Raw genomic sequence first — 20918 nt, forward strand, 5'->3', positions numbered from 1 at the left:
TTGCTCCTACGGGGAACCGGTCTGCCGTGAGTCCTCTCCGACTGCCCCTCACACCTCGGACTAACCGGCCCGGCCGGACGGCGCGAGCGGGATGTGGTCGGCAGGGCCCCGCGGGGTACCCGGCCCACAGGGCGGAAGGAGGGACGCCCATGAGGTTTCGTGACCGCGCACAGGCCGGCCGGCAGCTTGCCGAACGGCTCCGCCCCCGGTACGAGGCGGGCGAGCTGCCCGACCCCGTCGTGCTGGCGCTGCCCCGCGGCGGCGTCGCGGTGGCACGGGAGGTCGCGCGGGTGCTGGAAGCCCCGCTGGACGTGGTCGTGGTCCGCAAGATCGGCGCCCCGTTGCAGGAGGAGTACGGCCTCGGCGCGATCGCCGGGGACGACCCGCCGCTCTTCGACAAGACGGCCCTGGACCTGCTCGGCCTCACCGAGGAGGACCTCGCCCCGGTGGTGGAGCGCGAACGCGAGGAACTGAACCGCCGCGCCCGACGCTACCGCCACGGACGCCCCGCCCCGGACCTGCGCGGACGCACCGCGATCGTCGTCGACGACGGCCTGGCCACCGGCTCCACCGCCCGCGCCGCGCTGCGGCACGTGCGGCGCCGCGCGCCCGCGCTCACCGTCCTCGCCGTCCCCGTCGGCGCGCCCGACGCCGTCCGGGCGCTGAGCGGCGAGGCCGACGAGCTGGTCTGCCTCCACCAGCCGCCCTCCTTCACCGCCGTGGGCGTCTGGTACGACGACTTCGAGCAGCTGACGGACGAGGAGGTACTGCGAGCCCTGACGGACGGCTGAGAGGAGGCACGCCCGTGCCCCGCATGGACCCAGGCGAGGCGCGCCGCCGGTTCCTCGCCGCCAGGGTGGCCCGGCTGGCCACGGTGGACGCGGCCGGCCGCCCGCACCTGGTGCCCACGGTGTTCGCCGCCCTCGGCGACGACGGCATCGTGACGGCCGTCGACCGCAAGCCGAAGACCACGACCCGGCTCAGACGCCTGCGCAACATCGAGGCCACCGGGTTCGTGTCCCTGCTGGCGGACGACTACGACGAGGACTGGAACCGCCTGTGGTGGGCCCGCGCCGACGGCGACGCGCGGATCGTGCCGCCCGACGCGGAGGACGAACGGACCATGGTGGAGTACGGGACCGCGCTCGCCCGGCTGCTGCGCAAGTACCCGCAGTATTGCGAGATCCCGCCGCACGGACCCGTGATCGCGATCACCGTCCGCCGCTGGATCGGCTGGCAGGCGACCGAACCACCCGCCGCCGAACGCGGCGGCCGGGACCCCGGTGACGGATGGCCAGGGCCCTGATGAAAGGCCGTGAGACCCCGGCGGCCGGGACGCGGACCCCGGCGGTGGCGGTGCCGGGAATATGGAAAGGGGGCGTTGCGGGCCGCTCGTGGTGGCTCGCAACGCCCCCTGGCTTTCACCGGGGCGCGGCTCAGTTCAGGACCTGCTCGGTCACGAGGCCGGAGAAGGAGGCCAGCCGGGTGTAGACACCCGGCTGCCCCGCCTCGGCACAGCCGTTCCCCCAGGAAGTGATCCCTGCCAGGACGCCCCCGATGAGCAGGGGACCGCCGCTGTCGCCCTGGCAGGTGTCGGCGCCACCGGACGGGTATCCGGCGCAGACCATGTCGCTCTCGACGAAGTCGGAGCCGTAGGAGTCGCGGCAGACGGTGTCGGACACGACGGGCACCATCGCCGTGCGCAACTGGTTGGACGAGCCGCCGTTCTTGCCGGTGGTGCCCCAGCCCAGGACGCGGGCCGTCATGCCGGGCGCGTACACGCCGGTGTCGGTGGGGGAGACGTACGCCGCCGTGGCGTACGGCATCGGTGTCTTCAGGGTGAGCACGGCCACGTCCCCGCCGCTGACGGCGTCCGTGTAGCCCGGGTCGAACCAGATCCCGCCGACCTCGCCGACCGTGCCGTCGGTGCCGTCGAGGCGGGTGCGTCCGCCCACCACCCGCACGTTGTCCGCGGGCTCGCCGACCACGCAGTGCGCGGCGGTGACCACCTTCGTGGGCGCGACCAGGGTGCCGCCGCAGAACTGACTGCCTTTCGCGTCCGTGATCTGCATGACGAACGGGTACTCCGCCGTCGTGGTCGGCATGCCGCCGACGACGGGCCGGGGGGCGGCGACCGCGGAGGGGGCGGTGAACGGCGCGGCCGCGGCAGCGCCGACAGCGACCGCGGCGGCGGTCCGTCTGGCGCGGGTGAGGCCGAACATGCGTCTCCTCGGGGCAGGCCGGTGGGGGATCGCGCGGGCGGGGGAGCACGGGAGCCGTGGGATCCGTCCTCGGGTCCCCTGTGCCCGGGCGAGCGGCACGCCCCTTACGCTAGGACCGGGCCCACCCTCCACCAATGAGGGAACCCCCTAGGGGAGTCGGGCAGGGAAAACCCTCGATCCCACCCGGTGGCCGCCGGTGGTCCCCGGCGGTCTCCGCTCGTCCCGCGGCGCCGTCCGGTGCCGCCCTCACTGGCGTCCACGCGGTCAGTCAACCCGCGCCGCGCTCACTTCGCGCGCCGGCCTGCCGCCAATCGGACGATGTCGACGCGCGAACGGATCCCCAGCTTGCGGTAGACCCGGGTCAGGGTCGCCTCCACCGTCTTGACGCTGACGAACAGCCGCGCGGCGATCTCCCGGTTCGTCGCGCCCTCCATGACCAGCGCCGCCACCTGACGCTCCATCGCGGCCAGTCCGTCCAGCGCCGCCGGGACCACCTCCGGCTGCGCCGGCCGGGCGGTGGCCGCATCCTCCACCCGGCGCAGCCACGGCAGCGCGCGGCAGCGCCGGAACAGCCGCGCCGCCTCGTCGTACGACGTCGGCCCCGGCACGGCGGCCGCCCCCGCCCGGGCGGACCCCAGGGCCGGGGCGAGGGTGCGCAGCCGGGCCAGCGCGAACGCGGCGCGGGCCTCCTCCAGACCGTTGCCGAGTTTCGCCAGCCGGTCCTGTGCGGACGTCAACTGGGCCACGGCGGCGTCCTGGTCGCCGCGGGCGGCCCGTACCTGCGCCTCGGACCGGTCGAGGACGGCCAGCACGCTCTCGCGGCCGAGCCGCAGCGCGTGCTCGCGGGCCACGTCGATGACGTGCTGGGCCTCGGCCCGTTCCCCGATCCGCACCAGCGCCTCCGCGAGGTCGCCGTGCCAGCGGCCGCGTGCCGGATCGGTGATGCCGAGCCCCAGCTCCAGCTCCCGCACCCGGCGCAGCGCCGTCACGGCGGCCCGGTCGTCCCCGGCCACCAACTGGGCGTGCCCCAGGGCGGTCAGGGCGCGCGAGAGATACATCTGGTCGCCGTCCTCCTCGGCGTGCCCCACCGCCTCCCGGGCCAGCGCCAGCGCCCGGTCGGTGCTGCCGCCGGACGCCTCGGCGAGGGAGGCCAGCGTGGCCGAGGCGCTCTCGCCGATGCCGGTGTCCCGGGCCAGCCGCAGACTCTCGCGGGCCAGGTCCAGGGCCCGGCCGCAGTGGCCGGAGCGCAGCTCGGTCTCGGCGAGCAGGCGCAGGAAGTGCACCTCGCTCTCGACCATGCCGCGCCGCCGCACCTCGCGCAGCAGCCCGGTCATCGTCGCCCGGGCCTCGACCAGCCGGTCGCTCATCAGCAGCCAGCGGTAGCGGGCCGAGCCGACGCCGTTGTGATGGCAGGCGACGTACGGGTCCTGAGGCTCCCTCAGCGCCCGCTTGATGGTGGCGGCGGCCTTCGGATGCCCCATCAGGGTCTCGGTGGAGGACTGGAAGGCGAGCGCCATCAGCTCGGTGCGCCGGTCCCGGCCGCGCGCCGCCAGTTCGGCGGCGTGCGCGGCCTCCTGGCGGGCCTCGGCGAAGTCGCCCTCCACGACCAGCCCGCGCCAGGCGAGCTGGTAGTGGACCAGGGCGAGCAGCCGCGGATCGTCGCCCGCGTCGGCCAGCGCCTGCGGGAAGACGGCGTCCACGTCCCCCAGGGCCTGGCCGGCCGACTCGATCACCACCATCCAGGCCCGTACCCGTTCGGCGGGCACGGTGGCCCGGGTCAGCACCTCGCGGGCGATGTCCCGGGCGAGGTCCACCTCGCCGGCCGTGATGGCGTCCTCGGCGGCCTGCAACCGCCGGTCGTCCGGACCCGGCCCGCTGCCGGCCGGGGTGTGCCGGGCGGCGAGCAGACCCAGCGAGGCGGCCACCGAGGGCGCCCCGCGGTCCCGGGCCAGCGCGGCGGCCTCGGCGAGCCGGGCGGCCACCTCCGGGTCGGTGCCGGTGGTGGCCAGCGCCAGGTGCCGGGCCCGCTCGATGGCGTCGGGGGCGGCGGTGGCCAGCGCGGCGTGGGCGGCACGCCGCTCCTGGGCGGGCGCCTCCGCGTACAGCGCGGCCGATATCAGCGGGTGCGCGAACCGTACGGCGGGGCCCTCCGGCTCGGTGGCCAGCAGTCCGAGTTCGGCGGCCTGCGCGCACTCGGCCTCGGCGTTGCCGCGGCCGGCCGCGTGCAGCAGGGCGGGGGTGGGGCGGGCGCCCGCACTGGCCACCAGCAGGGTGCGGCGGGCCTCGTCCGACAGCATCTCCAGCCGGCTCAGGACAAGGGCGCGCAGCGAGGTCGGCACCGGCAGCGGCTCACCCGGCCGGGGCGGGGTGGGGCTCTCGGCCAGGGCGCGGCCAAGCTCCAGCGCGAACAGGGGGTTGCCGCCGCTGGTGCGGTGGATGTCGCGGACCGTCGAGCGGGGCAGGCCGGCGTAGCCGCGGTGGCCGAGCAGGGCGGAGACCTGGGTGCGGGTCAGCGGGCCCAGCCGGACGGAGAGGGTGTCGGGCGGGCAGGCGCGCAGATGGCGGTCGTACTCCTCCTCCTCGGTCCGCACCGCGCACAGCATCTGCACGGGTGTTTCGCCCAGGCGCCGGGCGGCGAAGCCGAGCAGTTCGGCGCTGGCCGAGTCCAGCCACTGGAGGTCGTCGGCGACGATCAGGACCGGGCCCTTCGCGGCGAGCGCGCGCAGCGTGGAGAGCACGGCCAGGCGCAGGGCGAGGCCGTCGCGCTGGAGGGTGGACTCGCCGCGGCCGGTGAGCGCCGACTCCAGCGCGGTGTGCTGGGCGGCGGGCAGCTTGCCGGACACCTCGTCCAGGACCAGGCCGAAGAGGTCGGCCAGGGCGAGGAAGGGCAGATGGGATTCGGACTCGGTGGCGGAGCAGCGCAACACGGTGCGGGCGCTCGGGGCATATTCCGCGGCCAATGCCCGCAGCACCGTCGACTTTCCTATTCCGGCCGGCCCGTGCAGCAGCACACTCCCACCGCGCGCGAGCTGCTCCCGTGCCGCCGCGGACGGCTCCTCCTGGCCGATGACCAGGTCGGAACGGCAGCTCGCAGGGCCCTTGAAGTCCCGTCGCACGGTCACCGCTCCCCTCGAGTGTCGTGTTCGGGCCAAATTCTAGGCAACCTGCCCGTGAATTTCGGACAGCCGGGGTGGTGAGGGTAATAACAGCGCCCGGGGCATGGTCATATTCAAAGCGCCACTGAATGAATACGGCCCCCACGTGAAGACCCCTCCGACGGTACCCCCGCCACACGACCGCCGACACTCCCGCGCAAGCGCCTTCCGGCCACCGACCCTCGCTGTTGGTACCCCCGCGTGAGTGCGTGTCACCACCCGTGCCTGCCGGGTCCTGCGCCCGCTGGTGCGGGAGGTCTGTGTTCCGGGGGCGGTGCCCGGCGGCGGCACCGCTGAGGGAGTGCGTGTCTGCCGGTGGGGGAGGCCCGTCTTCCGGGCCGCGCCCGCCGCGCCCGGCCGCTGCGCCGGCGGCGGCACCGCTGTCGGTCCCCCACGGGAGTGCGCGTCGCGCTTGCCCCACCTGTCGCACTTGCCCCAGGTGCCCGCCTTGCCCCAGTGCTGCTTGTCCCATGGGCTGCGCCGCCCCACCGGGCCATCACCGCCACCGCGCTGCGGGTTGTGCCCGCCCTGTCGGGCTGTGCCCGCCCTGTCGGGCTGTGCCCGCCCTGTCGGGCTGTGCCCGCCCTGTCGGGCTGTGCCCGCCCTGTCGGGCTGTGCCCGCCCTGTCGGGTTGTGCCCGCCCTGTCGGGTTGTGCCCGCCCTGTCGGGCTGTGCCCGCCCTGTCGGGCTGTGCCCGCCACCCGTCTCCCCCGCCCCCCCGTCGCGGGCCAGGAGTTCCGCCCCTACGGCAGGAGCCCCGCTCGGCGGGCTGAGGCCACCGCCTCCCCCCTGGTGTGGGCGCCCAGTTTGCGCATGGCTGACCGGAGGTAGCCCTTGACGGTTTCCGGACTCAGGTCCAGGCGGGCCGCCGCGGCGGCGTTGGTCGCGCCCGCGGCCACGCAGGTCAGTACGTCGATCTCGCGGGGGGCCAGGTTCACGCCCGCCACCGGGGCGGCCGCCGTGGTCAGCAGGCCGCAGGCGTTCAGGAGTTCGGCGCGCAGGCCGGGGTCGGAGATCCGGGGGGCCAGGGCGCGCAGCGCCGCGTGGGCCTCGCGGACCTGCTCCCAGGCGGCCCCGTCCGCAGGGTCCCGGGGGGCGGGCGCGGCACGGGAGGCCGCCAGCAGGTCCCGCGCCTGCTCCTCCGCCACCAGCGCCTGCTCCACGTCCCGCGCCGCATCCACGGCCGCGCTCAGCGTCCGGTCGCCCAGCGGCTGGGCCGTGCGCAGCGCGCCGTACAGCACGCCGCGCACCCGGCGCCGTACGACCACCGGCACGGCCAGCACCGAGCGCAGCCCCTCCGCGGCGACCGGGACGTCGTACTCGTGGCTGATCCGAGGGGACAGCGAATAGTCCGTGACCGCGCACGGGCGGGCGAGCGCCACCGCCTTGCCGCCGAGCCCGTTGCCGGAGCTCACCGCGAGCGCCCTGAGCGCGAGCGTCGTCGTGCCGGTCAGCTCGCTGATCCGCACCCGCGGCCGGCCCGGCTCGACCAGGCCGCCGAAGGCGACCGGCAGGCCCGTCGCACGCCGCAGCCGTACCAGCGCACCACGGATCTCCGCCGTCCCGGACGCCTCCGCCCTCACCGCTCGCCCCTTCGCCGTGTGTCATGGACCTTCCAGCTCACCACACCCCCGTTCGGGGGTGGTGAGACGCACATCACGGATTACACGATGGCAGAGAGCCGCCCGGCAATGGTCCGGAACCAAGGAGGACAGATGACGACGGCGACGGAGCTCTTCCGCAGGGCGCGGGACTTCCTGCTGGAACACCGTGAGGACTACGCCACCGCCTACGCCGGCTTCGAGTGGCCCCGCCCCTCCCACTTCAACTGGGCGCTGGACTGGTTCGACGCCGTCGCCGAGGGGAACGACCGCACCGCCCTGCACATCGTCGAGGAGGACGGCACCGAGACCCGCCTCTCCTTCGCCGAGATGTCCGAGCGTTCCAGCCGCGCGGCGAACTGGCTGCGCGACCGCGGCGTCGCCGCCGAGGACCGCATCCTCGTCATGCTCGGCAACCAGGCCGAGTTGTGGGAGACCGCGCTCGCCGCGATGAAGCTGCGCGCGGTCGTCATCCCCGCCACCCCGCTGCTCGGCCCCGCCGACCTGACCGACCGCGTCGCACGCGGCCGGGTCAAGCACGTGATCGCGCGGGCCGCCGACACCGCGAAGTTCGCCGAGGTCCCCGGCGCCTACACGCGTATCTCGGTCGGAGGCCTGCCGGAGGAGGGCTGGGAGCCCTACGAGGACGCGTACGCCGCCCCCGCCGCGTTCGTCCCGGACGGGCCCACCCTCGCCGACGACCCCCTGATGCTGTACTTCACCTCCGGCACCACGGCCCGCCCCAAGCTGGTGGAGCACACTCACGTCTCGTACCCCGTCGGGCACCTGGCGACCATGTACTGGATCGGCCTGAAGCCGGGGGACGTGCACCTGAACATCTCCTCGCCCGGCTGGGCCAAGCACGCCTGGTCGAACCTGTTCGCCCCGTGGAACGCCGAGGCGACCGTCTTCATCCACAACTACACCCGCTTCGACGCCGCCCGCCTGATGGCCGAGATGGACCGCGCGGGCGTCACCACCTTCTGCGCGCCGCCGACCGTGTGGCGCATGCTGATCCAGGCCGACCTCACCCAGTTGCGCATCCCGCCCCGTGAGGCCGTGGCCGCGGGCGAGCCGCTGAACCCCGAGGTCATCGAGCAGGTCCGGCGAGCCTGGGGCGTGACCATCCGGGACGGTTTCGGGCAGACCGAGACTGCCGTGCAGGTCTCCAACAGCCCCGGCCAGCCGCTGAAGACGGGCTCCATGGGGCGCCCCAGCCCCGGCTACCGCGTCGAACTGCTCGACCCGGTGTCCGGCGCGCCCGGCGCGGCCGAGGGCGAGATCGCGCTCGACCTGTCCGCGCGCCCGGTCGGCCTGATGACCGGGTACCACGGCGATCCGGAGCGTACGGCGGAGGCGATGGCCGGCGGCTACTACCGGACGGGAGACGTCGCCTCCAGGGACGAGGACGGATACCTGACGTACATCGGACGGTCCGACGACGTCTTCAAGGCCTCCGACTACAAGATCAGCCCGTTCGAGCTGGAGAGCGCCCTGCTGGAGCACGAGGCGGTGGCCGAGGCGGCGGTCGTGCCCGCGCCGGACCCGCTGCGCCTGGCGGTGCCGAAGGCGTACGTCGTCCTGGCCGAGGGCTGGGAGCCGGGCACCGGCACCGCGAAGGTGCTCTTCGAGCACTCCCGGGAGGTGCTCGCCCCCTACAAGCGCATCCGCCGCCTGGAGTTCGGCGAGCTGCCCAAGACCGTCTCCGGCAAGATCCGCCGGATCGAGCTGCGCGAGGCCACGGCCGGGGGCTCGGCGAACGAGTACCGCGAGGAGGACTTCCGGTGAGTGAACTTCCGGTGAGCGAACCGTCCTACGCCCACGGAACCAGTGGCACGCCGCTGCTGGGCGACACCATCGGCGCCAACCTCGACCGGGCGGTCGCCGCCTTCGGCGACCGCGAGGCGCTCGTCGACGTGCCCTCCGGACGCCGCTGGACCTACGCCGAGTTCGGCGCCGCCGTCGACGAGGTGGCGCGCGGACTGCTCGCCAAGGGCGTGGTCAAGGGCGACCGGGTCGGGATCTGGGCGGTCAACTGCCCCGAGTGGGTGCTCGTCCAGTACGCCACCGCGCGCATCGGCGTGATCATGGTGAACATCAACCCGGCCTACCGGGCCCACGAGGTGGAGTACGTGCTCCGGCAGGCCGGCATCTCACTGCTGGTCGCCTCGCAGGCCCACCGGAGCACCGACTACCGGGCGCTGGTCGAGGAGGTCCGCGGCAAGTGCCCCGAACTGCGGGAGACCGTCTACATCGGCGACCCGTCGTGGGACGCGCTGACGAGCGCCGCGGACAATGTGACGGTAGACCAGCTGATCGCGATTCAGGCCGGGTTGAGCTGTGACGACCCGGTCAACATCCAGTACACCTCGGGCACCACGGGCTTCCCCAAGGGTGCCACCCTCTCCCACCACAACATCCTCAACAACGGCTACTGGGTGGGCCGTACGGTCGGCTACACCGAACAGGACCGGATCTGCATCCCCGTGCCCTACTACCACTGCTTCGGCATGGTCATGGGCAACCTGGCGGCGACCTCGCACGGCGCGTGCATGGTCATCCCGGCGCCGTCCTTCGAGGCGAAGGCCACCCTGGAGGCGGTCCAGCGGGAACGCTGCACCTCGCTGTACGGCGTGCCGACGATGTTCATCGCGGAACTGAACCTCCCCGACTTCGCGTCGTACGACCTGTCGTCCCTGCGCACCGGCATCATGGCGGGCTCCCCCTGCCCGGTGGAGGTGATGAAGCGGGTGGTCGCCGAGATGCACATGGAGGAGGTCTCCATCTGCTACGGCATGACCGAGACCTCGCCGGTCTCCCTGCAGACCCGGATGGACGACGACCTCGAACACCGCACCGGCACGGTCGGCCGCGTACTGCCGCACCTCGAGGTCAAGGTCGTCGACCCGGCCACCGGGGTCACCCAACCCCGCGGCACCGCAGGCGAGTTGTGCACCCGCGGCTACAGCGTGATGCTCGGCTACTGGAACGAGCCGGAGAGGACCGCGGAGGCGGTCGACGCGGGCCGCTGGATGCACACCGGCGATCTCGCGGTGATGCGCGAGGACGGGTACGTCGAGATCGTCGGCCGCATCAAGGACATGATCATCCGCGGGGGCGAGAACATCTACCCGCGCGAGGTCGAGGAGTTCCTCTACGGTCACCCGAAGATCCGCGACGTCCAGGTGGTCGGCGTGCCGCACGAGAAGTACGGCGAGGAGGTACTGGCCTGCGTCATCCCGCTGGACGCGGCCGACCCGCTGACCCTGGAGGACCTGCGGGCCTTCTGCGAGGGCCGGTTGGCCCACTACAAGATCCCGAGCCGGCTGCGGGTCCTGGATTCCTTCCCGATGACCGTCTCCGGGAAGGTGCGCAAGATCGAACTCCGCGAGAAGTACGCCCTGTGATCGGACCGGCCGGCGCCCCGGGCACCCGTGGTGCGCAGGGCGTCGGCCGCGCGGTTCACCGGGTACTGGCGCAAGGATCGCAAGCCGGCGCCCGGTTTCACCGAACAGTGCCGGCAGCTGACTGAAGCGCGCTGCGCGAGCGAGTGGCTTCGCCGGGTCGGTCAACGTCCAGCAGCAGGCACGCAGAGACTTCGCCCAGGCCGAGAACGCCCGGTTCACCTCAGGGTTCGGCGAGCCGACATGGCGTGAGAAGTTCCACCACGAGGGCTTCCGCATCACCGACACATGCCAGGTGAACAAGCTCGACCGGCGGTGGGCGCAGGTGCCGGTCTGAACGTGCGCCAGAAGGCGGGGCTGAACCGGGGGCGATCCTCGCCCAGGGGTGGGGGCTGCTGCGGCAGCGCACCGAACACAAGGCCCAAAAGACCAACCGCGCGGCGGGATCCACCTGGGCCACGAGCCCTCGCGCGGCCGACCTGCTCCCGGACGTCGGTCGCTGAATCGGCCCGCCGGACGCTCTCGTGACCGAGTCACCGCAAGTGCGCCACCAGCGGTAACCGCATCCCGCGCACTACAAATGCTGATGTCAGAACACCTCCCCGCCTCCGTCCCTGCTCCACACGAGGGAGGAACCCAGCACCGGCGCCAGGGCCCGCTGCGGCGTCGTGTCGGCGATCGGTTGCGGTCTCATGCCGGACCCCCGGCCTGTCCGGAGATTCCGCCCCCGGATGCCGCCCCTTGCCCACTCTTGACGCCCTTCGCGGGGCCCACTTACATTGCTTCCAGATAGTAGAAAGTCGTTTCCGCTATACGGAAGAGTCACAACCGCTGGGCGCGACGGGCGTGCGAATCCGACAGCCGAAGACAGCCGAAGCAGGAGAACTCGATGGCTCGTATGACCGCTGCCCGTGCGGCAGTTGAGATCCTCAAGCGCGAGGGCGTCACCGCCGCTTTCGGTGTGCCGGGCGCCGCGATCAACCCTTTCTACGCGGCGCTCAAGGCGTCCGGCGGCATCAACCACACCCTCGCCCGCCACGTGGAGGGCGCCTCGCACATGGCCGAGGGCTACACGAGGACCCACGCGGGCAACATCGGCGTCTGCATCGGCACTTCCGGCCCCGCCGGTACCGACATGATCACCGGCCTGTACTCGGCCACCGGTGACTCCGTCCCGATCCTGTGCATCACGGGCCAGGCCCCCACCGCCGTGATCCACAAGGAGGACTTCCAGGCCGTCGACATCGCCTCCATCGCCAAGCCGGTGACCAAGATGGCCGTCACCGTCCTGGAGGCGGCGCAGGTCCCCGGCGTCTTCCAACAGGCCTTCCACCTGATGCGCTCCGGCCGTCCCGGCCCGGTCCTGATCGACCTGCCGATCGACGTCCAGCTCACCGAGATCGAGTTCGACCCGGAGACGTACGAGCCGCTGCCCGTCTACAAGCCGGCCGCGACCCGCGCCCAGATCGAGAAGGCGATCGCGCTGCTCAACGAGTCCGAGCGGCCGCTGATCGTCGCGGGCGGCGGTGTCATCAACGCCGACGCCTCCGAACTCCTCGTGGAGTTCACCGAACTGACGGGCACTCCGGTCGTCCCCACCCTGATGGGCTGGGGCGTCCTGCCCGACGACCACGAGCTGAACGCCGGGATGGTCGGCCTGCAGACCTCGCACCGCTACGGCAACGCGACCTTCCTGGAGTCCGACTTCGTCCTCGGCATCGGCAACCGCTGGGCCAACCGCCACACCGGCAAGCTGGACGTCTACACGGCCGGCCGGAAGTTCGTCCACGTCGACATCGAGCCCACCCAGATCGGCAAGATCTTCGCCCCGGACTACGGCATCGCCTCCGACGCCAAGGCCGCGCTGGAGCTGTTCGTCGAGGTGGCACGGGAGCTGAAGGAGGCCGGCCGGCTGCCCGACCGCTCCGCCTGGGCCGCCGCCGCGCAGGAGAAGCGGGCGAAGCTCCAGCGCCGTACGCACTTCGACAACATCCCGATCAAGCCGCAGCGCGTCTACGAGGAGATGAACAAGGCCTTCGGGCCGGAGACCCGGTACGTCTCCACCATCGGCCTCTCGCAGATCGCCGGCGCCCAGATGCTGCACGTCTTCAAGCCGCGGCACTGGATCAACTGCGGCCAGGCCGGCCCGCTCGGCTGGACCGTCCCGGCCGCGCTCGGTGTCGCCAAGGCCGACCCGGAGGCGTCCGTCGTCGCCCTCTCCGGCGACTACGACTTCCAGTTCATGATCGAGGAACTGGCGGTCGGCGCGCAGCACAAGATCCCCTACGTCCACGTCCTGGTCAACAACTCCTACCTGGGCCTGATCCGCCAGGCGCAGCGCGCCTTCGACATCGACTTCCAGGTCAACCTGGAGTTCGAGAACATCAACTCGCCCGAGCTGGGCGTCTACGGCGTCGACCACGTCAAGGTCGCCGAGGGTCTGGGCTGCAAGGCGATCCGGGTGACCGACCCCAATGAACTCGGAGCCGCCTTCGAGCAGGCCAAGAAGCTCGCCGCCGAGCACCGCGTGCCGGTCGTCGTCGAGGCGATCCTGGAGCGCGTCACCAACATCTCGATGTCGGGCACCAACGACATCAGCAACGTCGTCGAGTTCGAGGAAGTGGCCACGGAGCCCGGCCACGCGCCGACCTCCATCAGGACGCTGAAGGTCTGACGCGCCGATCGAAGGGGGCGGCCCGCCCGTGGGGGGCCGTCCCCTTCATGCTGTTCCCCTGCTGTTCCGGCGTACCTCGGCGCCGTTACGGGGAAGCGCAGCTGAAGCCGCCAGAGCCGCCACCGCCCCAGGACTGCCGCAGCTCCCGTTCGGTCGTCCCGCCCCGCCCGAGGAGTCCCGCCTCCTGCGCGAAGCGCGGCATGAGCCGGGTCAGTGCCCGGTCCCCGTACAGGGCCACGGCCAGCAGCCGGTCGTCGGACGACAGGCCTTTCCCGGTCGTGGGCAGCGGGTGCCGGTCCCGCAGGTCCCGCAGTGCCCGCCTGCCGGCCCGGGTGCGCCCGGGCGGGAAGAGTCGCAGCAGCCCGGCGATCGTGAGTTCGTACCGCAGGTCGACCAGCGCGAGGGCGACCGGCTCCCGGTCCAGCAACTGCCGCAGGCCCGCGGGACGGTAGAGAGCGGCGTGCACGGTCTTCGTCAGGTGGGGGAGGGCGGGCAGGTCCGCCCCCGGGCCGTGGGCCGGCCCCGTGGTGCGCATCGTGCCGCCTCGTCCGGGTCCGACGGCGCCCCGCACCCGCAGGGCGAGCACGGCGACGGTGACGGCGGCGCGGCGGCCGCCCCGCAGAAACGCGATCTCGTGCAGCGCGAGCTGATTCGTGGCGTGACTGTCCATGGAACCCCCAGCGGTCGGGACACGGGGCCCGCTGCCCCCGTACCGGCGGGCCCCGTCAAGGGAAATGTGCCCGCGCCCGGGGGTGCCCGATACCTGCCGGCCCTGCTTCAGAGCATGATTTGAGCATGCCGTAGCCGCCGTACGCCCACTGCGGTAGGCGCCCCGGCCGCGCCACGCCACGCCGTCCCCGGCCGCTGCGTGCGCCTGTCCGTCCGGCGGCCCGGCCGCCCCGTGCCCCGGCCGCCCAGCCGCTCAGATGTCGTCGTGTTCCGGTAGGCCCGGCCAGTCCTCCGGGCCGCCGCCCTGCCACTCGATGAGGTCGCTCTCCTCCACCTCGACGCGGTCCAGGTCTGCCAGTCGGAGGATCTCGACCACGTCGTCCAGGTGGGACGCGAGCCCGAGGGTCACGTCGCCCTCGGTCACCCGCCGGGAACCGTCCAGGGCCGGCGCGTGCACCACGATGTGCGGATCCTTCGTGGGGTTGTCCATGTCCTCAGCCTCCTGGTCCTCAGCCTCCTGCGCCGGCCTCCGGTCCGCACCCGGGGGCCGCCGGGCGAACGCCGAGGAGCGCCGGACCCGGGTTACGACCCCGGTCCGGCGCTCCTCCTGCGGTCCGCTAAGTTGCCGTCCGACGGCGCGAGACTGGGCGCGACAGGACATTCGCGCCGCCGGACGGGATCAGGGGCCTCGCGACAGGACCACTGTGCGCGAGGCGGATGGCCGGGACCGCGGCGGGTGCGACGGCTCCGGGACGCCCTCCCTCCGGTCGAGAGAACGCTCCGTCGCCTTCACCACCGCACTGGCTAGCACGCCGCCGCGGTCCCGCGCCCGCACGGCCGTCGGGCGGCCACCCCTCATCCGGGTCGCCCGACGGCCCGGGCGGGCCGTACGCGTACGGGGTCCGGGGCATGACCTCCCGGCGGACCCCGTACGCGGCTCGTGGTGTCAGTCCTCGCGCAGGGCGCGCACCGCCTCCTCCACGCGCTTGCCGTAGTCCGGGTCGGCGGCGTGGAAGTGCGCGAGGTTCTTCTTGATCACGTCCTCGCGGGAGACCTGCGCGAGGCCGCCGGCGATGTTCGCGACCAGACGCCGCTTCTCCTCCTCGGACATCAGCCGGTACAGCTCACCGGCCTGGAAGAAGTCGTCGTCCTTGGTGTGCGCGGGCGCCGCGTGGGTGCCCGTGTGGCCGGTCACCGCCAGCGGGGCCGACAGCGGACGGCCGGTCTCGACGGGGCCGTCGTAGGAGTTCGGCTCGTAGTTCTTGGCGTACCGGCCCTGGGAGTTGGACGCCATGAAGCCGTCACGGCCGTAGTTGTACGCACCGCCGGGCACGGCCTTCGGGGCGTTCACCGCGAGCTGGGTGTGGTTCACGCCCAGGCGGTAGCGGTGGGCGTCGGCGTAGGCGAACAGCCGGCCCTGGAGCATCTTGTCCGGCGACGGGCCGATCCCCGGCACGAAGTTGTTCGGGGAGAACGCGGCCTGCTCGACCTCGGCGAACACGTTGTCCGGGTTGCGGTCCAGGACCAGCCGGCCCACCCGCCGCAGCGGGTGGTCCCGGTGCGGCCAGACCTTGGTCAGGTCGAAGGGGTTGAAGCGGTAGTCCGCCGCCTCGGCCGCCGGCATGATCTGGACGTACAGCGTCCAGGAGGGGTGCACCCCGCGCTCGATCGCCTGGAGCAGGTCCGTCTGGTGGGAGGCCGGGTCCGTGCCCGCGATCTCCTGGGCCTGCTCGGTGGACAGGCAGCGGATGCCCTGGTTCGTCTTGAAGTGGTACTTGACGAAGAAGGCCTCGCCGTCGGCGTTCGTCCACTGATAGGTGTGCGAGCCGTAGCCGTTCATGTGGCGGTACGACGCCGGAATGCCGCGGTCGCCCATCAGCCAGGTCACCTGGTGCGTGGCCTCGGGGGAGTGCGCCCAGAAGTCCCAGACGTTGTCCGGCTCCTGACGGCCCGTGAACGGGTCGCGCTTTTGCGAGTGGATGAAGTCCGGGAACTTGACCGGGTCCTTGACGAAGAACACCGGCGTGTTGTTGCCGACGAGGTCGTAGTTGCCCCGCTCGGTGTAGAACTTCACCGCGAAGCCGCGCGGGTCCCGCACCGCGTCCGCGCCGCCGAGGGAGTCCGCGACGGTGGAGAAGCGCGCGAACACCTCGGTGCGCTTGCCGACCGCGCTCAGGAAGTCGGCGTGGGTGTAGCCGGTGACGTCGTCGGTCACCTCGAAGTGGCCGTGGGCGCCGGAGCCGCGGGCGTGCACCACGCGCTCCGGGATGCGCTCGCGGTTGAAGCGCGCCAGCTTCTCCAGCAGGTGCTGGTCCTGGAGGAGGAGGGGGCCACCGATACCGGCGGAGGCGGAGTTCTGGTTGTCGGCGACCGGGGCGCCGGACTCGGTCGTGAGCACGCGCTTCGACATCAGGGACCTTCCGTGCAGGGTGCTGCGGAAATGTGTTTCCGCTTCGTGGAGTTTCTGCTGGCGTGGAGCCTAGGAGTGGTGTTGCCGGCGCGTCAACATTTTGTTGAATAAGGGGTGGTGGATCCGGACGGCGCCGCCGCCTGGGCGCGACATGACAGGTGTCGGCGGCGGTGCCGTCCGGAAGTCCGGGATCCGTCAGACCTGGGCGCCGGAGAGGCGCTCCACGGCCCGCAGCAGGGCCGAGTGGTCCAGGCCGCCGTCGCCCTGCGCACGCAGGGAGGCCACCAGTTGGGCGACCACGGCGCCGACGGGCAGGGCGGCACCCACGGTGCGGGCCGCGTCCGTCACGATGCCCATGTCCTTGTGGTGCAGGTCGATGCGGAAGCCCGGCTTGAAGTCGCGCTGGAGGAAGTTGTCCTTCTTCCGCGTCAGCACGGTCGAGCCCGCCAGACCGCCGTTGAGGACGTCCAGCGCCGCCTTCAGGTCCACGCCCGACTTCTCCAGGAAGACCACGGCCTCGGCGCACGCCTGGATGTTCACGGCGACGATCAGCTGGTTGGCGGCCTTCACGGTCTGGCCGGAGCCGTGCGGGCCGCACAGCACGATGGTCTTGCCCAGCGCCTCGAAGAGCGGCTTGGCCGCGTCGAAGTCGGCCTGCTCGCCGCCGACCATGATCGACAGCACCGCCTCGACGGCGCCCGCCTCACCGCCGGAGACGGGGGCGTCCAGGACCCGGATGCCCTTGTCCTTGGCGGCGGCGGCCAGGTCGATCGAGGTCTGCGGGGTGATCGAGGACATGTCGATCAGCAGCGCACCGGAGCGCGCGTTCTCCAGGATGCCGTCCGGGCCGTACGCGATGGCCTCGACCTGCGGCGACGCGGGCACCATCGTGATGATCACGTCGGCGTCCCGGACCGCCTCGGCGATCGAGCCCGCCGCGGTGCCGCCCGCGGCGGCCAGCCGGTCCAGCTTCGCCCGCTCCAGCGTGTAGCCGGTGACGTCGTAGCCCGCCTTGATCAGGTTCTCGGACATGGGGGAGCCCATGATGCCGAGGCCGATCCAGGCAACCTTGGGAAGGGTGGTGGTCATGTGCGGGTGCCTCTCTAACTTCTGTGCTGCGTCTGGGAGTCGGGGCCCGTGGAAAGGCGCCCGGGCGGGTCAGCGGGCGGCTCGGGCCTCGGTCGGCAGCCACGCGAAGGCCTCGGCGCTCGGCCTGTCGCCCGGCTTGTACTCCAGGCCGACCCAGCCGTCGTAACCGGCCTTCCCCAGCTGGTCGAGGAGGTCCTCCAGCGGGAGCGAGCCCGTGCCGGGCGCGCCGCGGCCGGGGTTGTCGGCGATCTGGACGTGGCCGGTCCGTGCGGCGTACCGCTCGATCACCGACGGCAGGTCCTCGCCGTTCATGGACAGGTGGTAGAGGTCCATCAGGAACCTGGCGTTGCCGAGGCCCGACGCCGCGTTCACCTTGTCCACCACCTCGACGGCGGCGGGCGCGCTCACCAGCGGGTACAGCGGCGACTCCGGCTTGTTCAGCGCCTCGATCAGCAGGATCGCGCCGATCCGGTCGGCGGCCCGGGCCGCGAGGACCAGGTTGTCCAGCGCGAGTGCGTCCTGCTCGGCCGGGTCCACGCCCTCGACCCGGTTGCCGTACAGGGCGTTGAGGGCCGTGCAGCCGAGGGACTGGGCGAGGTCCGCAGCCACGTCGATGTTGGCGCGGAACCGCTCCGCCTCCTCACCGGGGACGGACAGTGCGCCGCGGTCGGGGCCCGGGAGCTTGCCGGCGTAGAAGTTCAGGCCGGTGAGCTGCACGCCCGCGTCCTCGATCGCCTTCTTCAGGGCATCGGTCTCGGAACGCTCCGGGGTGGGGGAGTCGATCCACGGCCACCACAGCTCGACCGCGGTGAAGCCGGCCGCGGCGGCGGCCGCCGGCCGCTCCAGGAGCGGGAGTTCCGTGAAGAGGATCGACAGGTTGACGTTGAAGCGCTGGTCTGCGAATCCCATCAGGGCCGCGCTCCCTTCCATTGTCGCCGTATTCCGTATTGCGGAAGTTGATTTCTGCGTAATGGAAGACTGCCGGGGCGTGTCGTGGCTTGTCAAGAGGGTGTGGGCTCCTGTGTGGATCCCCGGTCGCCGGGACTGCCCGGAAACCGGCCCGCACGTTAGGTTGAGCGCGTGCGATTGAGAGTGGAGTTCACGACCGAACCCTTCGACCTGGACGAGGCCCCCGCGCACGCGCTGGTGGCGCGGGAGGTCGTCGAGGCCGTCGAACTGGACGCCGTGGACGTCGGCCCGTTCGGCAACACGGCAGAGGGGGGTGCGGACGTCGTCCTGGACGCCGTGGACACCCTGCTGCGCAGGACCCTCCAGGCCGGCGCCACCCGGATCTCCCTTCAGGTCACCGTGATCGGGGAGGGCGTGAGGTGATCGGGGAGGAGCCCTTCATCGCGGCCCTGAAGCCGCTGGTCGACGCGATCGGCGGCCGGATGCTCCCGCCCGACGAGGCCGGCCCCGACGACGTCGTGCTCTCCTGGGAGGGCGCCGTCGCCGTCGCCGTACGCCTGCCTCAGCTCGCCGACTCGCTGGACCACATCCTGGCCGCCATGGAGCGCAGGCAGGGCATGCCGCTCGCGGAACTGGACCGCAAGGCCAAGCAGGAGGTCGTGCGGGTGCTCGAGGCGCGCGGCGCCTTCTCCGTCCGGCACGGGGTGGAGACCGTGGCGAGCGCGCTGGGCGTCAGCCGCTTCACCGTCTACAACTACCTCAACCGCGACAAGCAGGGCTGAGCCGCCACCGGGCCCGGCGTCCCGGAATTTTCAACAAACTGTTGACGCGGTGTTCGTCAGGGCGTTAGCTATCCGCAGCCCGTTCCACGCGAAGGCCGTCAACAGCCCACGGAGGCTCCCGTGACTTCGACCTCAACGCCACCGGGCCTCGCCCGATTCAACGCCCTCCCGGAAGACGCGGCCCGAGCCGCCCTTCTGGAGGCGTGCGCCAGCACGGCGTGGGCCGAGCGGCTGCTGGCGGCCCGCCCCTGCGACACCCCCGACGACCTCGAAGCCGCAAGCGACGCCGCCATGGCGGAACTGACCCCCGCGGACCTCGAGGAGGCGATGGCCGGCCACCCGCCGATAGGCCGTCCCAAGCCCGGCGACCCGGCCTCGGCCCGCGAACAGCGCGGAATGGCCGGAGCCTCCGAGGAACTCAAGGCCGAGATGCTCGACCTCAACCTGGCCTACCAGGAGAGGTTCGGCCACGTCTTCCTCATCTGCGCCACCGGCCGGACCGGCGAGCAGATGCGCGACGCGCTCAAGGAGCGGATCGGCAACGCACCGGAGCAGGAACGTGAGATCGTCCGCAGCGAACTGGGGAAGATCAACCGCATCCGGCTCGCCCGACTGCTCGAAGACGCCTGAGAAGACGCCCGAAGAGGAAACCATGAGCACCGAGACCACCGCCTCCGTGTCCACGCACATCCTGGACACCTCCGCCGGCCGCCCCGCCGAGGGCGTCGCCGTCCAGCTCTCCGCCCGCTCGGGCCGGGGCGCGGACTGGCAGGCGCTCGGCGGCTCGGCGACCGACGCGGACGGGCGGTGCAAGGACCTCCCGGCCCTGCCGGAGGGGACCACCCACGTACGGCTCGAGTTCGACACCGAGACGTACTTCGCCAGCAAACAAGCCGCGGCCCAGCAGGACGCCCCCGCGCTCCGGGACAGCGAGAACGGCCGGCCGGTGTTCTTCCCCGAGGTCACCATCGCCTTCGCGGTGGTGCCCGGTGAGCACTACCACGTTCCGCTGCTGCTCAACCCGTTCGGCTACTCCGTTTACCGAGGGAGCTGACCGACACCATGACCCGTTTCGTCCTGGGACAGAACCAGTACGGCAAGGCCGAGAACCGAGTTGTCAAGATCACGCGTGACGGCGACACGCACCACATCAAGGACCTGAACGTCTCCGTCGCCCTCTCCGGCGACATGGAGGAGGTCCACCGCAGCGGTTCCAACGCGAACGTCCTGCCGACCGACACCACCAAGAACACGGTGTTCGCCTTCGCCAAGGAGCACGGGATCCGGAGCGCCGAGGACTTCGGCGTCAAGCTCGCCCGCCACTTCGTGGACAACACCGAGCCCATCCACCGGGCCCGCATCCGCGTCGAAGAGTACGCCTGGGAGCGGATCGAGACCTCGCAGTCCGGCGCGCGCTTCGTCGGCTCGGACGAGATCGCCCACTCCTTCGTCCGCAAGGGCCAGGAGACCCGCGTCGCGCAGATCACCTACGACGGCCACGGAATCCAGGTGCTCTCCGGGTTCAAGGACCTGACCGTCCTGAACTCGACCAACTCCGAGTTCTTCGGTTTCCTGAAGGACAAGTACACCTCCCTTCAGGAGGACCACGACCGCATCCTCGCCACCACCGTGTCCACCTGGTGGCGGCACAACTGGGACGGCATCGACTCGCACGCCCCTGACTGGGAGCGCTCGTACAACGGGGTGCGCAAGCACGCGCTGCAGGCGTTCGCCGAGACCTACTCGTACTCGCTCCAGCAGACCCTCTTCGAGATGGGTGTGCGGGTGCTGAACTCCCGCGACGAGGTCGACGAGATCCGCTTCTCGATGCCCAACAAGCACCACTTCCGCTCGGACCTGTCGCCCTTCGGGATCGACAACGAGGCCAAGGACGGCGCCGTCTACTACGCCGCCGACCGCCCCTACGGCCTGATCGAGGCCACCATCCTGCGGGACGGCGCTGAACAGCTCATCCCGGTCGACATGACCAACCTCTGACGCGG

General features: G+C 72.1%; 18 protein-coding genes. 10 read left to right on the top strand and 8 right to left on the bottom strand.

What is annotated here, in order from left to right; translation table 11 throughout:
- Window positions 1-149: 149 nt before the first annotated feature.
- Together ACFY4A_RS16590 and ACFY4A_RS16595 are read left to right on the top strand one after the other, a co-directional pair.
- Complete coding sequence (locus ACFY4A_RS16590; RefSeq protein WP_390830143.1) at window positions 150-791, top strand: phosphoribosyltransferase; 642 nt, start codon at window positions 150-152, stop codon at window positions 789-791.
- Between the two features lie 14 nt (window positions 792-805).
- On the top strand, window positions 806-1306 hold the full coding sequence (locus ACFY4A_RS16595; RefSeq protein WP_390830144.1) for a TIGR03668 family PPOX class F420-dependent oxidoreductase: 501 nt from the start codon (window positions 806-808) through the stop codon (window positions 1304-1306).
- Window positions 1307-1436: 130 nt separating this feature from the next.
- Here the strand turns inward: ACFY4A_RS16595 and ACFY4A_RS16600 are convergent, their stop codons facing one another.
- The 3 genes from ACFY4A_RS16600 to ACFY4A_RS16610 all read right to left on the bottom strand — a co-directional run bounded on the left by ACFY4A_RS16600 (window position 1437) and on the right by ACFY4A_RS16610 (window position 6960).
- A complete protein-coding gene (locus tag ACFY4A_RS16600; RefSeq protein WP_390830145.1) occupies window positions 1437-2222 on the bottom strand; it encodes a S1 family peptidase in 786 nt (261 codons plus the stop codon).
- Window positions 2223-2506: 284 nt separating this feature from the next.
- Window positions 2507-5344: an AAA family ATPase gene (locus ACFY4A_RS16605; protein ID WP_390830146.1), complete on the bottom strand. Its 2838-nt coding sequence runs from the start codon at window positions 5342-5344 to the stop codon at window positions 2507-2509.
- 776 nt (window positions 5345-6120) lie between these two features.
- A complete protein-coding gene (locus ACFY4A_RS16610) occupies window positions 6121-6960 on the bottom strand; it encodes a response regulator transcription factor (RefSeq protein ID WP_390830147.1) in 840 nt (279 codons plus the stop codon).
- A 132-nt stretch (window positions 6961-7092) separates the two neighbouring features.
- Between ACFY4A_RS16610 and ACFY4A_RS16615 the strand changes: the two genes are divergently transcribed.
- From ACFY4A_RS16615 to gcl, 3 genes are all read left to right on the top strand, one after another.
- Window positions 7093-8766, top strand: a complete 1674-nt coding sequence (locus ACFY4A_RS16615; RefSeq protein ID WP_390830148.1) for an AMP-binding protein — start codon at window positions 7093-7095, stop codon at window positions 8764-8766.
- Window positions 8763-10385, top strand: coding sequence for an AMP-binding protein (locus ACFY4A_RS16620; protein WP_390830149.1), 1623 nt, complete (start codon window positions 8763-8765; stop codon window positions 10383-10385). Before ACFY4A_RS16615 ends, ACFY4A_RS16620 begins: the two co-directional genes overlap by 4 nt.
- 886 nt (window positions 10386-11271) lie before the next feature.
- On the top strand, window positions 11272-13056 hold the full coding sequence (gcl, locus tag ACFY4A_RS16625) for a glyoxylate carboligase (protein WP_390830150.1): 1785 nt from the start codon (window positions 11272-11274) through the stop codon (window positions 13054-13056).
- An 85-nt stretch (window positions 13057-13141) separates the two neighbouring features.
- On the opposite strand, the gene ACFY4A_RS16630 is transcribed toward gcl, so the two are convergent.
- From ACFY4A_RS16630 to ACFY4A_RS16650, 5 genes are all read right to left on the bottom strand, one after another.
- The gene (locus tag ACFY4A_RS16630) at window positions 13142-13726 is read right to left on the bottom strand and encodes a TIGR04222 domain-containing membrane protein (protein WP_390830151.1); all 585 of its coding nucleotides are present in this window, start codon (window positions 13724-13726) and stop codon (window positions 13142-13144) included.
- A gap of 252 nt (window positions 13727-13978) precedes the next feature.
- Entirely contained in the window at window positions 13979-14215 is a 237-nt protein-coding gene (locus ACFY4A_RS16635) for a hypothetical protein (RefSeq protein WP_390830152.1), read from the bottom strand.
- A gap of 456 nt (window positions 14216-14671) precedes the next feature.
- On the bottom strand, window positions 14672-16135 hold the full coding sequence (locus tag ACFY4A_RS16640) for a catalase (protein ID WP_390830153.1): 1464 nt from the start codon (window positions 16133-16135) through the stop codon (window positions 14672-14674).
- A gap of 195 nt (window positions 16136-16330) precedes the next feature.
- Window positions 16331-17224: a 2-hydroxy-3-oxopropionate reductase gene (locus tag ACFY4A_RS16645; RefSeq protein ID WP_390830154.1), complete on the bottom strand. Its 894-nt coding sequence runs from the start codon at window positions 17222-17224 to the stop codon at window positions 16331-16333.
- Between the two features lie 69 nt (window positions 17225-17293).
- The gene (locus tag ACFY4A_RS16650; RefSeq protein ID WP_390830155.1) at window positions 17294-18133 is read right to left on the bottom strand and encodes a TIM barrel protein; all 840 of its coding nucleotides are present in this window, start codon (window positions 18131-18133) and stop codon (window positions 17294-17296) included.
- Window positions 18134-18304: 171 nt separating this feature from the next.
- On the opposite strand from ACFY4A_RS16650, the gene ACFY4A_RS16655 reads away from it, so the two are divergent.
- The 5 genes from ACFY4A_RS16655 to pucL all read left to right on the top strand — a co-directional run bounded on the left by ACFY4A_RS16655 (window position 18305) and on the right by pucL (window position 20913).
- Window positions 18305-18556 carry a hypothetical protein gene (locus ACFY4A_RS16655; protein ID WP_390830156.1) on the top strand — a complete coding sequence of 84 codons (252 nt, stop codon included), beginning with the start codon at window positions 18305-18307 and terminating at the stop codon, window positions 18554-18556.
- Window positions 18553-18915: a helix-turn-helix domain-containing protein gene (locus ACFY4A_RS16660; protein WP_390830157.1), complete on the top strand. Its 363-nt coding sequence runs from the start codon at window positions 18553-18555 to the stop codon at window positions 18913-18915. The genes ACFY4A_RS16655 and ACFY4A_RS16660 overlap by 4 nt, the downstream gene beginning before the upstream one ends.
- Window positions 18916-19035: 120 nt before the next feature.
- On the top strand, window positions 19036-19545 hold the full coding sequence (gene uraD / locus ACFY4A_RS16665) for a 2-oxo-4-hydroxy-4-carboxy-5-ureidoimidazoline decarboxylase (protein ID WP_390830158.1): 510 nt from the start codon (window positions 19036-19038) through the stop codon (window positions 19543-19545).
- A 22-nt stretch (window positions 19546-19567) separates the two neighbouring features.
- The gene (gene uraH, locus ACFY4A_RS16670) at window positions 19568-19969 is read left to right on the top strand and encodes a hydroxyisourate hydrolase (protein ID WP_390830159.1); all 402 of its coding nucleotides are present in this window, start codon (window positions 19568-19570) and stop codon (window positions 19967-19969) included.
- Between the two features lie 8 nt (window positions 19970-19977).
- Complete coding sequence (gene pucL, locus ACFY4A_RS16675; RefSeq protein WP_390830160.1) at window positions 19978-20913, top strand: factor-independent urate hydroxylase; 936 nt, start codon at window positions 19978-19980, stop codon at window positions 20911-20913.
- Window positions 20914-20918: the final 5 nt, after the last annotated feature.

The sequence above is a fragment of the Streptomyces sp. NPDC001292 genome (assembly GCF_042896465.1).
Classification (GTDB): domain Bacteria; phylum Actinomycetota; class Actinomycetes; order Streptomycetales; family Streptomycetaceae; genus Streptomyces.

Bases quoted from the DNA above. Each gene is read 5' to 3' on its own strand.
- ACFY4A_RS16590 (WP_390830143.1), top strand. From the start codon at position 150: ATGAGGTTTCGTGACCGCGCACAGGCCGGCCGGCAGCTTGCCGAACGG.
- ACFY4A_RS16600 (WP_390830145.1), bottom strand. From the start codon at position 2,222: ATGTTCGGCCTCACCCGCGCCAGACGGACCGCCGCCGCGGTCGCTGTC.
- ACFY4A_RS16615 (WP_390830148.1), top strand. From the start codon at position 7,093: ATGACGACGGCGACGGAGCTCTTCCGCAGGGCGCGGGACTTCCTGCTG.
- gcl (WP_390830150.1), top strand. From the start codon at position 11,272: ATGGCTCGTATGACCGCTGCCCGTGCGGCAGTTGAGATCCTCAAGCGC.
- ACFY4A_RS16630 (WP_390830151.1), bottom strand. From the start codon at position 13,726: ATGGACAGTCACGCCACGAATCAGCTCGCGCTGCACGAGATCGCGTTT.
- ACFY4A_RS16635 (WP_390830152.1), bottom strand. From the start codon at position 14,215: ATGGACAACCCCACGAAGGATCCGCACATCGTGGTGCACGCGCCGGCC.
- ACFY4A_RS16640 (WP_390830153.1), bottom strand. From the start codon at position 16,135: ATGTCGAAGCGCGTGCTCACGACCGAGTCCGGCGCCCCGGTCGCCGAC.
- ACFY4A_RS16645 (WP_390830154.1), bottom strand. From the start codon at position 17,224: ATGACCACCACCCTTCCCAAGGTTGCCTGGATCGGCCTCGGCATCATG.
- ACFY4A_RS16650 (WP_390830155.1), bottom strand. From the start codon at position 18,133: ATGGGATTCGCAGACCAGCGCTTCAACGTCAACCTGTCGATCCTCTTC.
- uraH (WP_390830159.1), top strand. From the start codon at position 19,568: ATGAGCACCGAGACCACCGCCTCCGTGTCCACGCACATCCTGGACACC.
- pucL (WP_390830160.1), top strand. From the start codon at position 19,978: ATGACCCGTTTCGTCCTGGGACAGAACCAGTACGGCAAGGCCGAGAAC.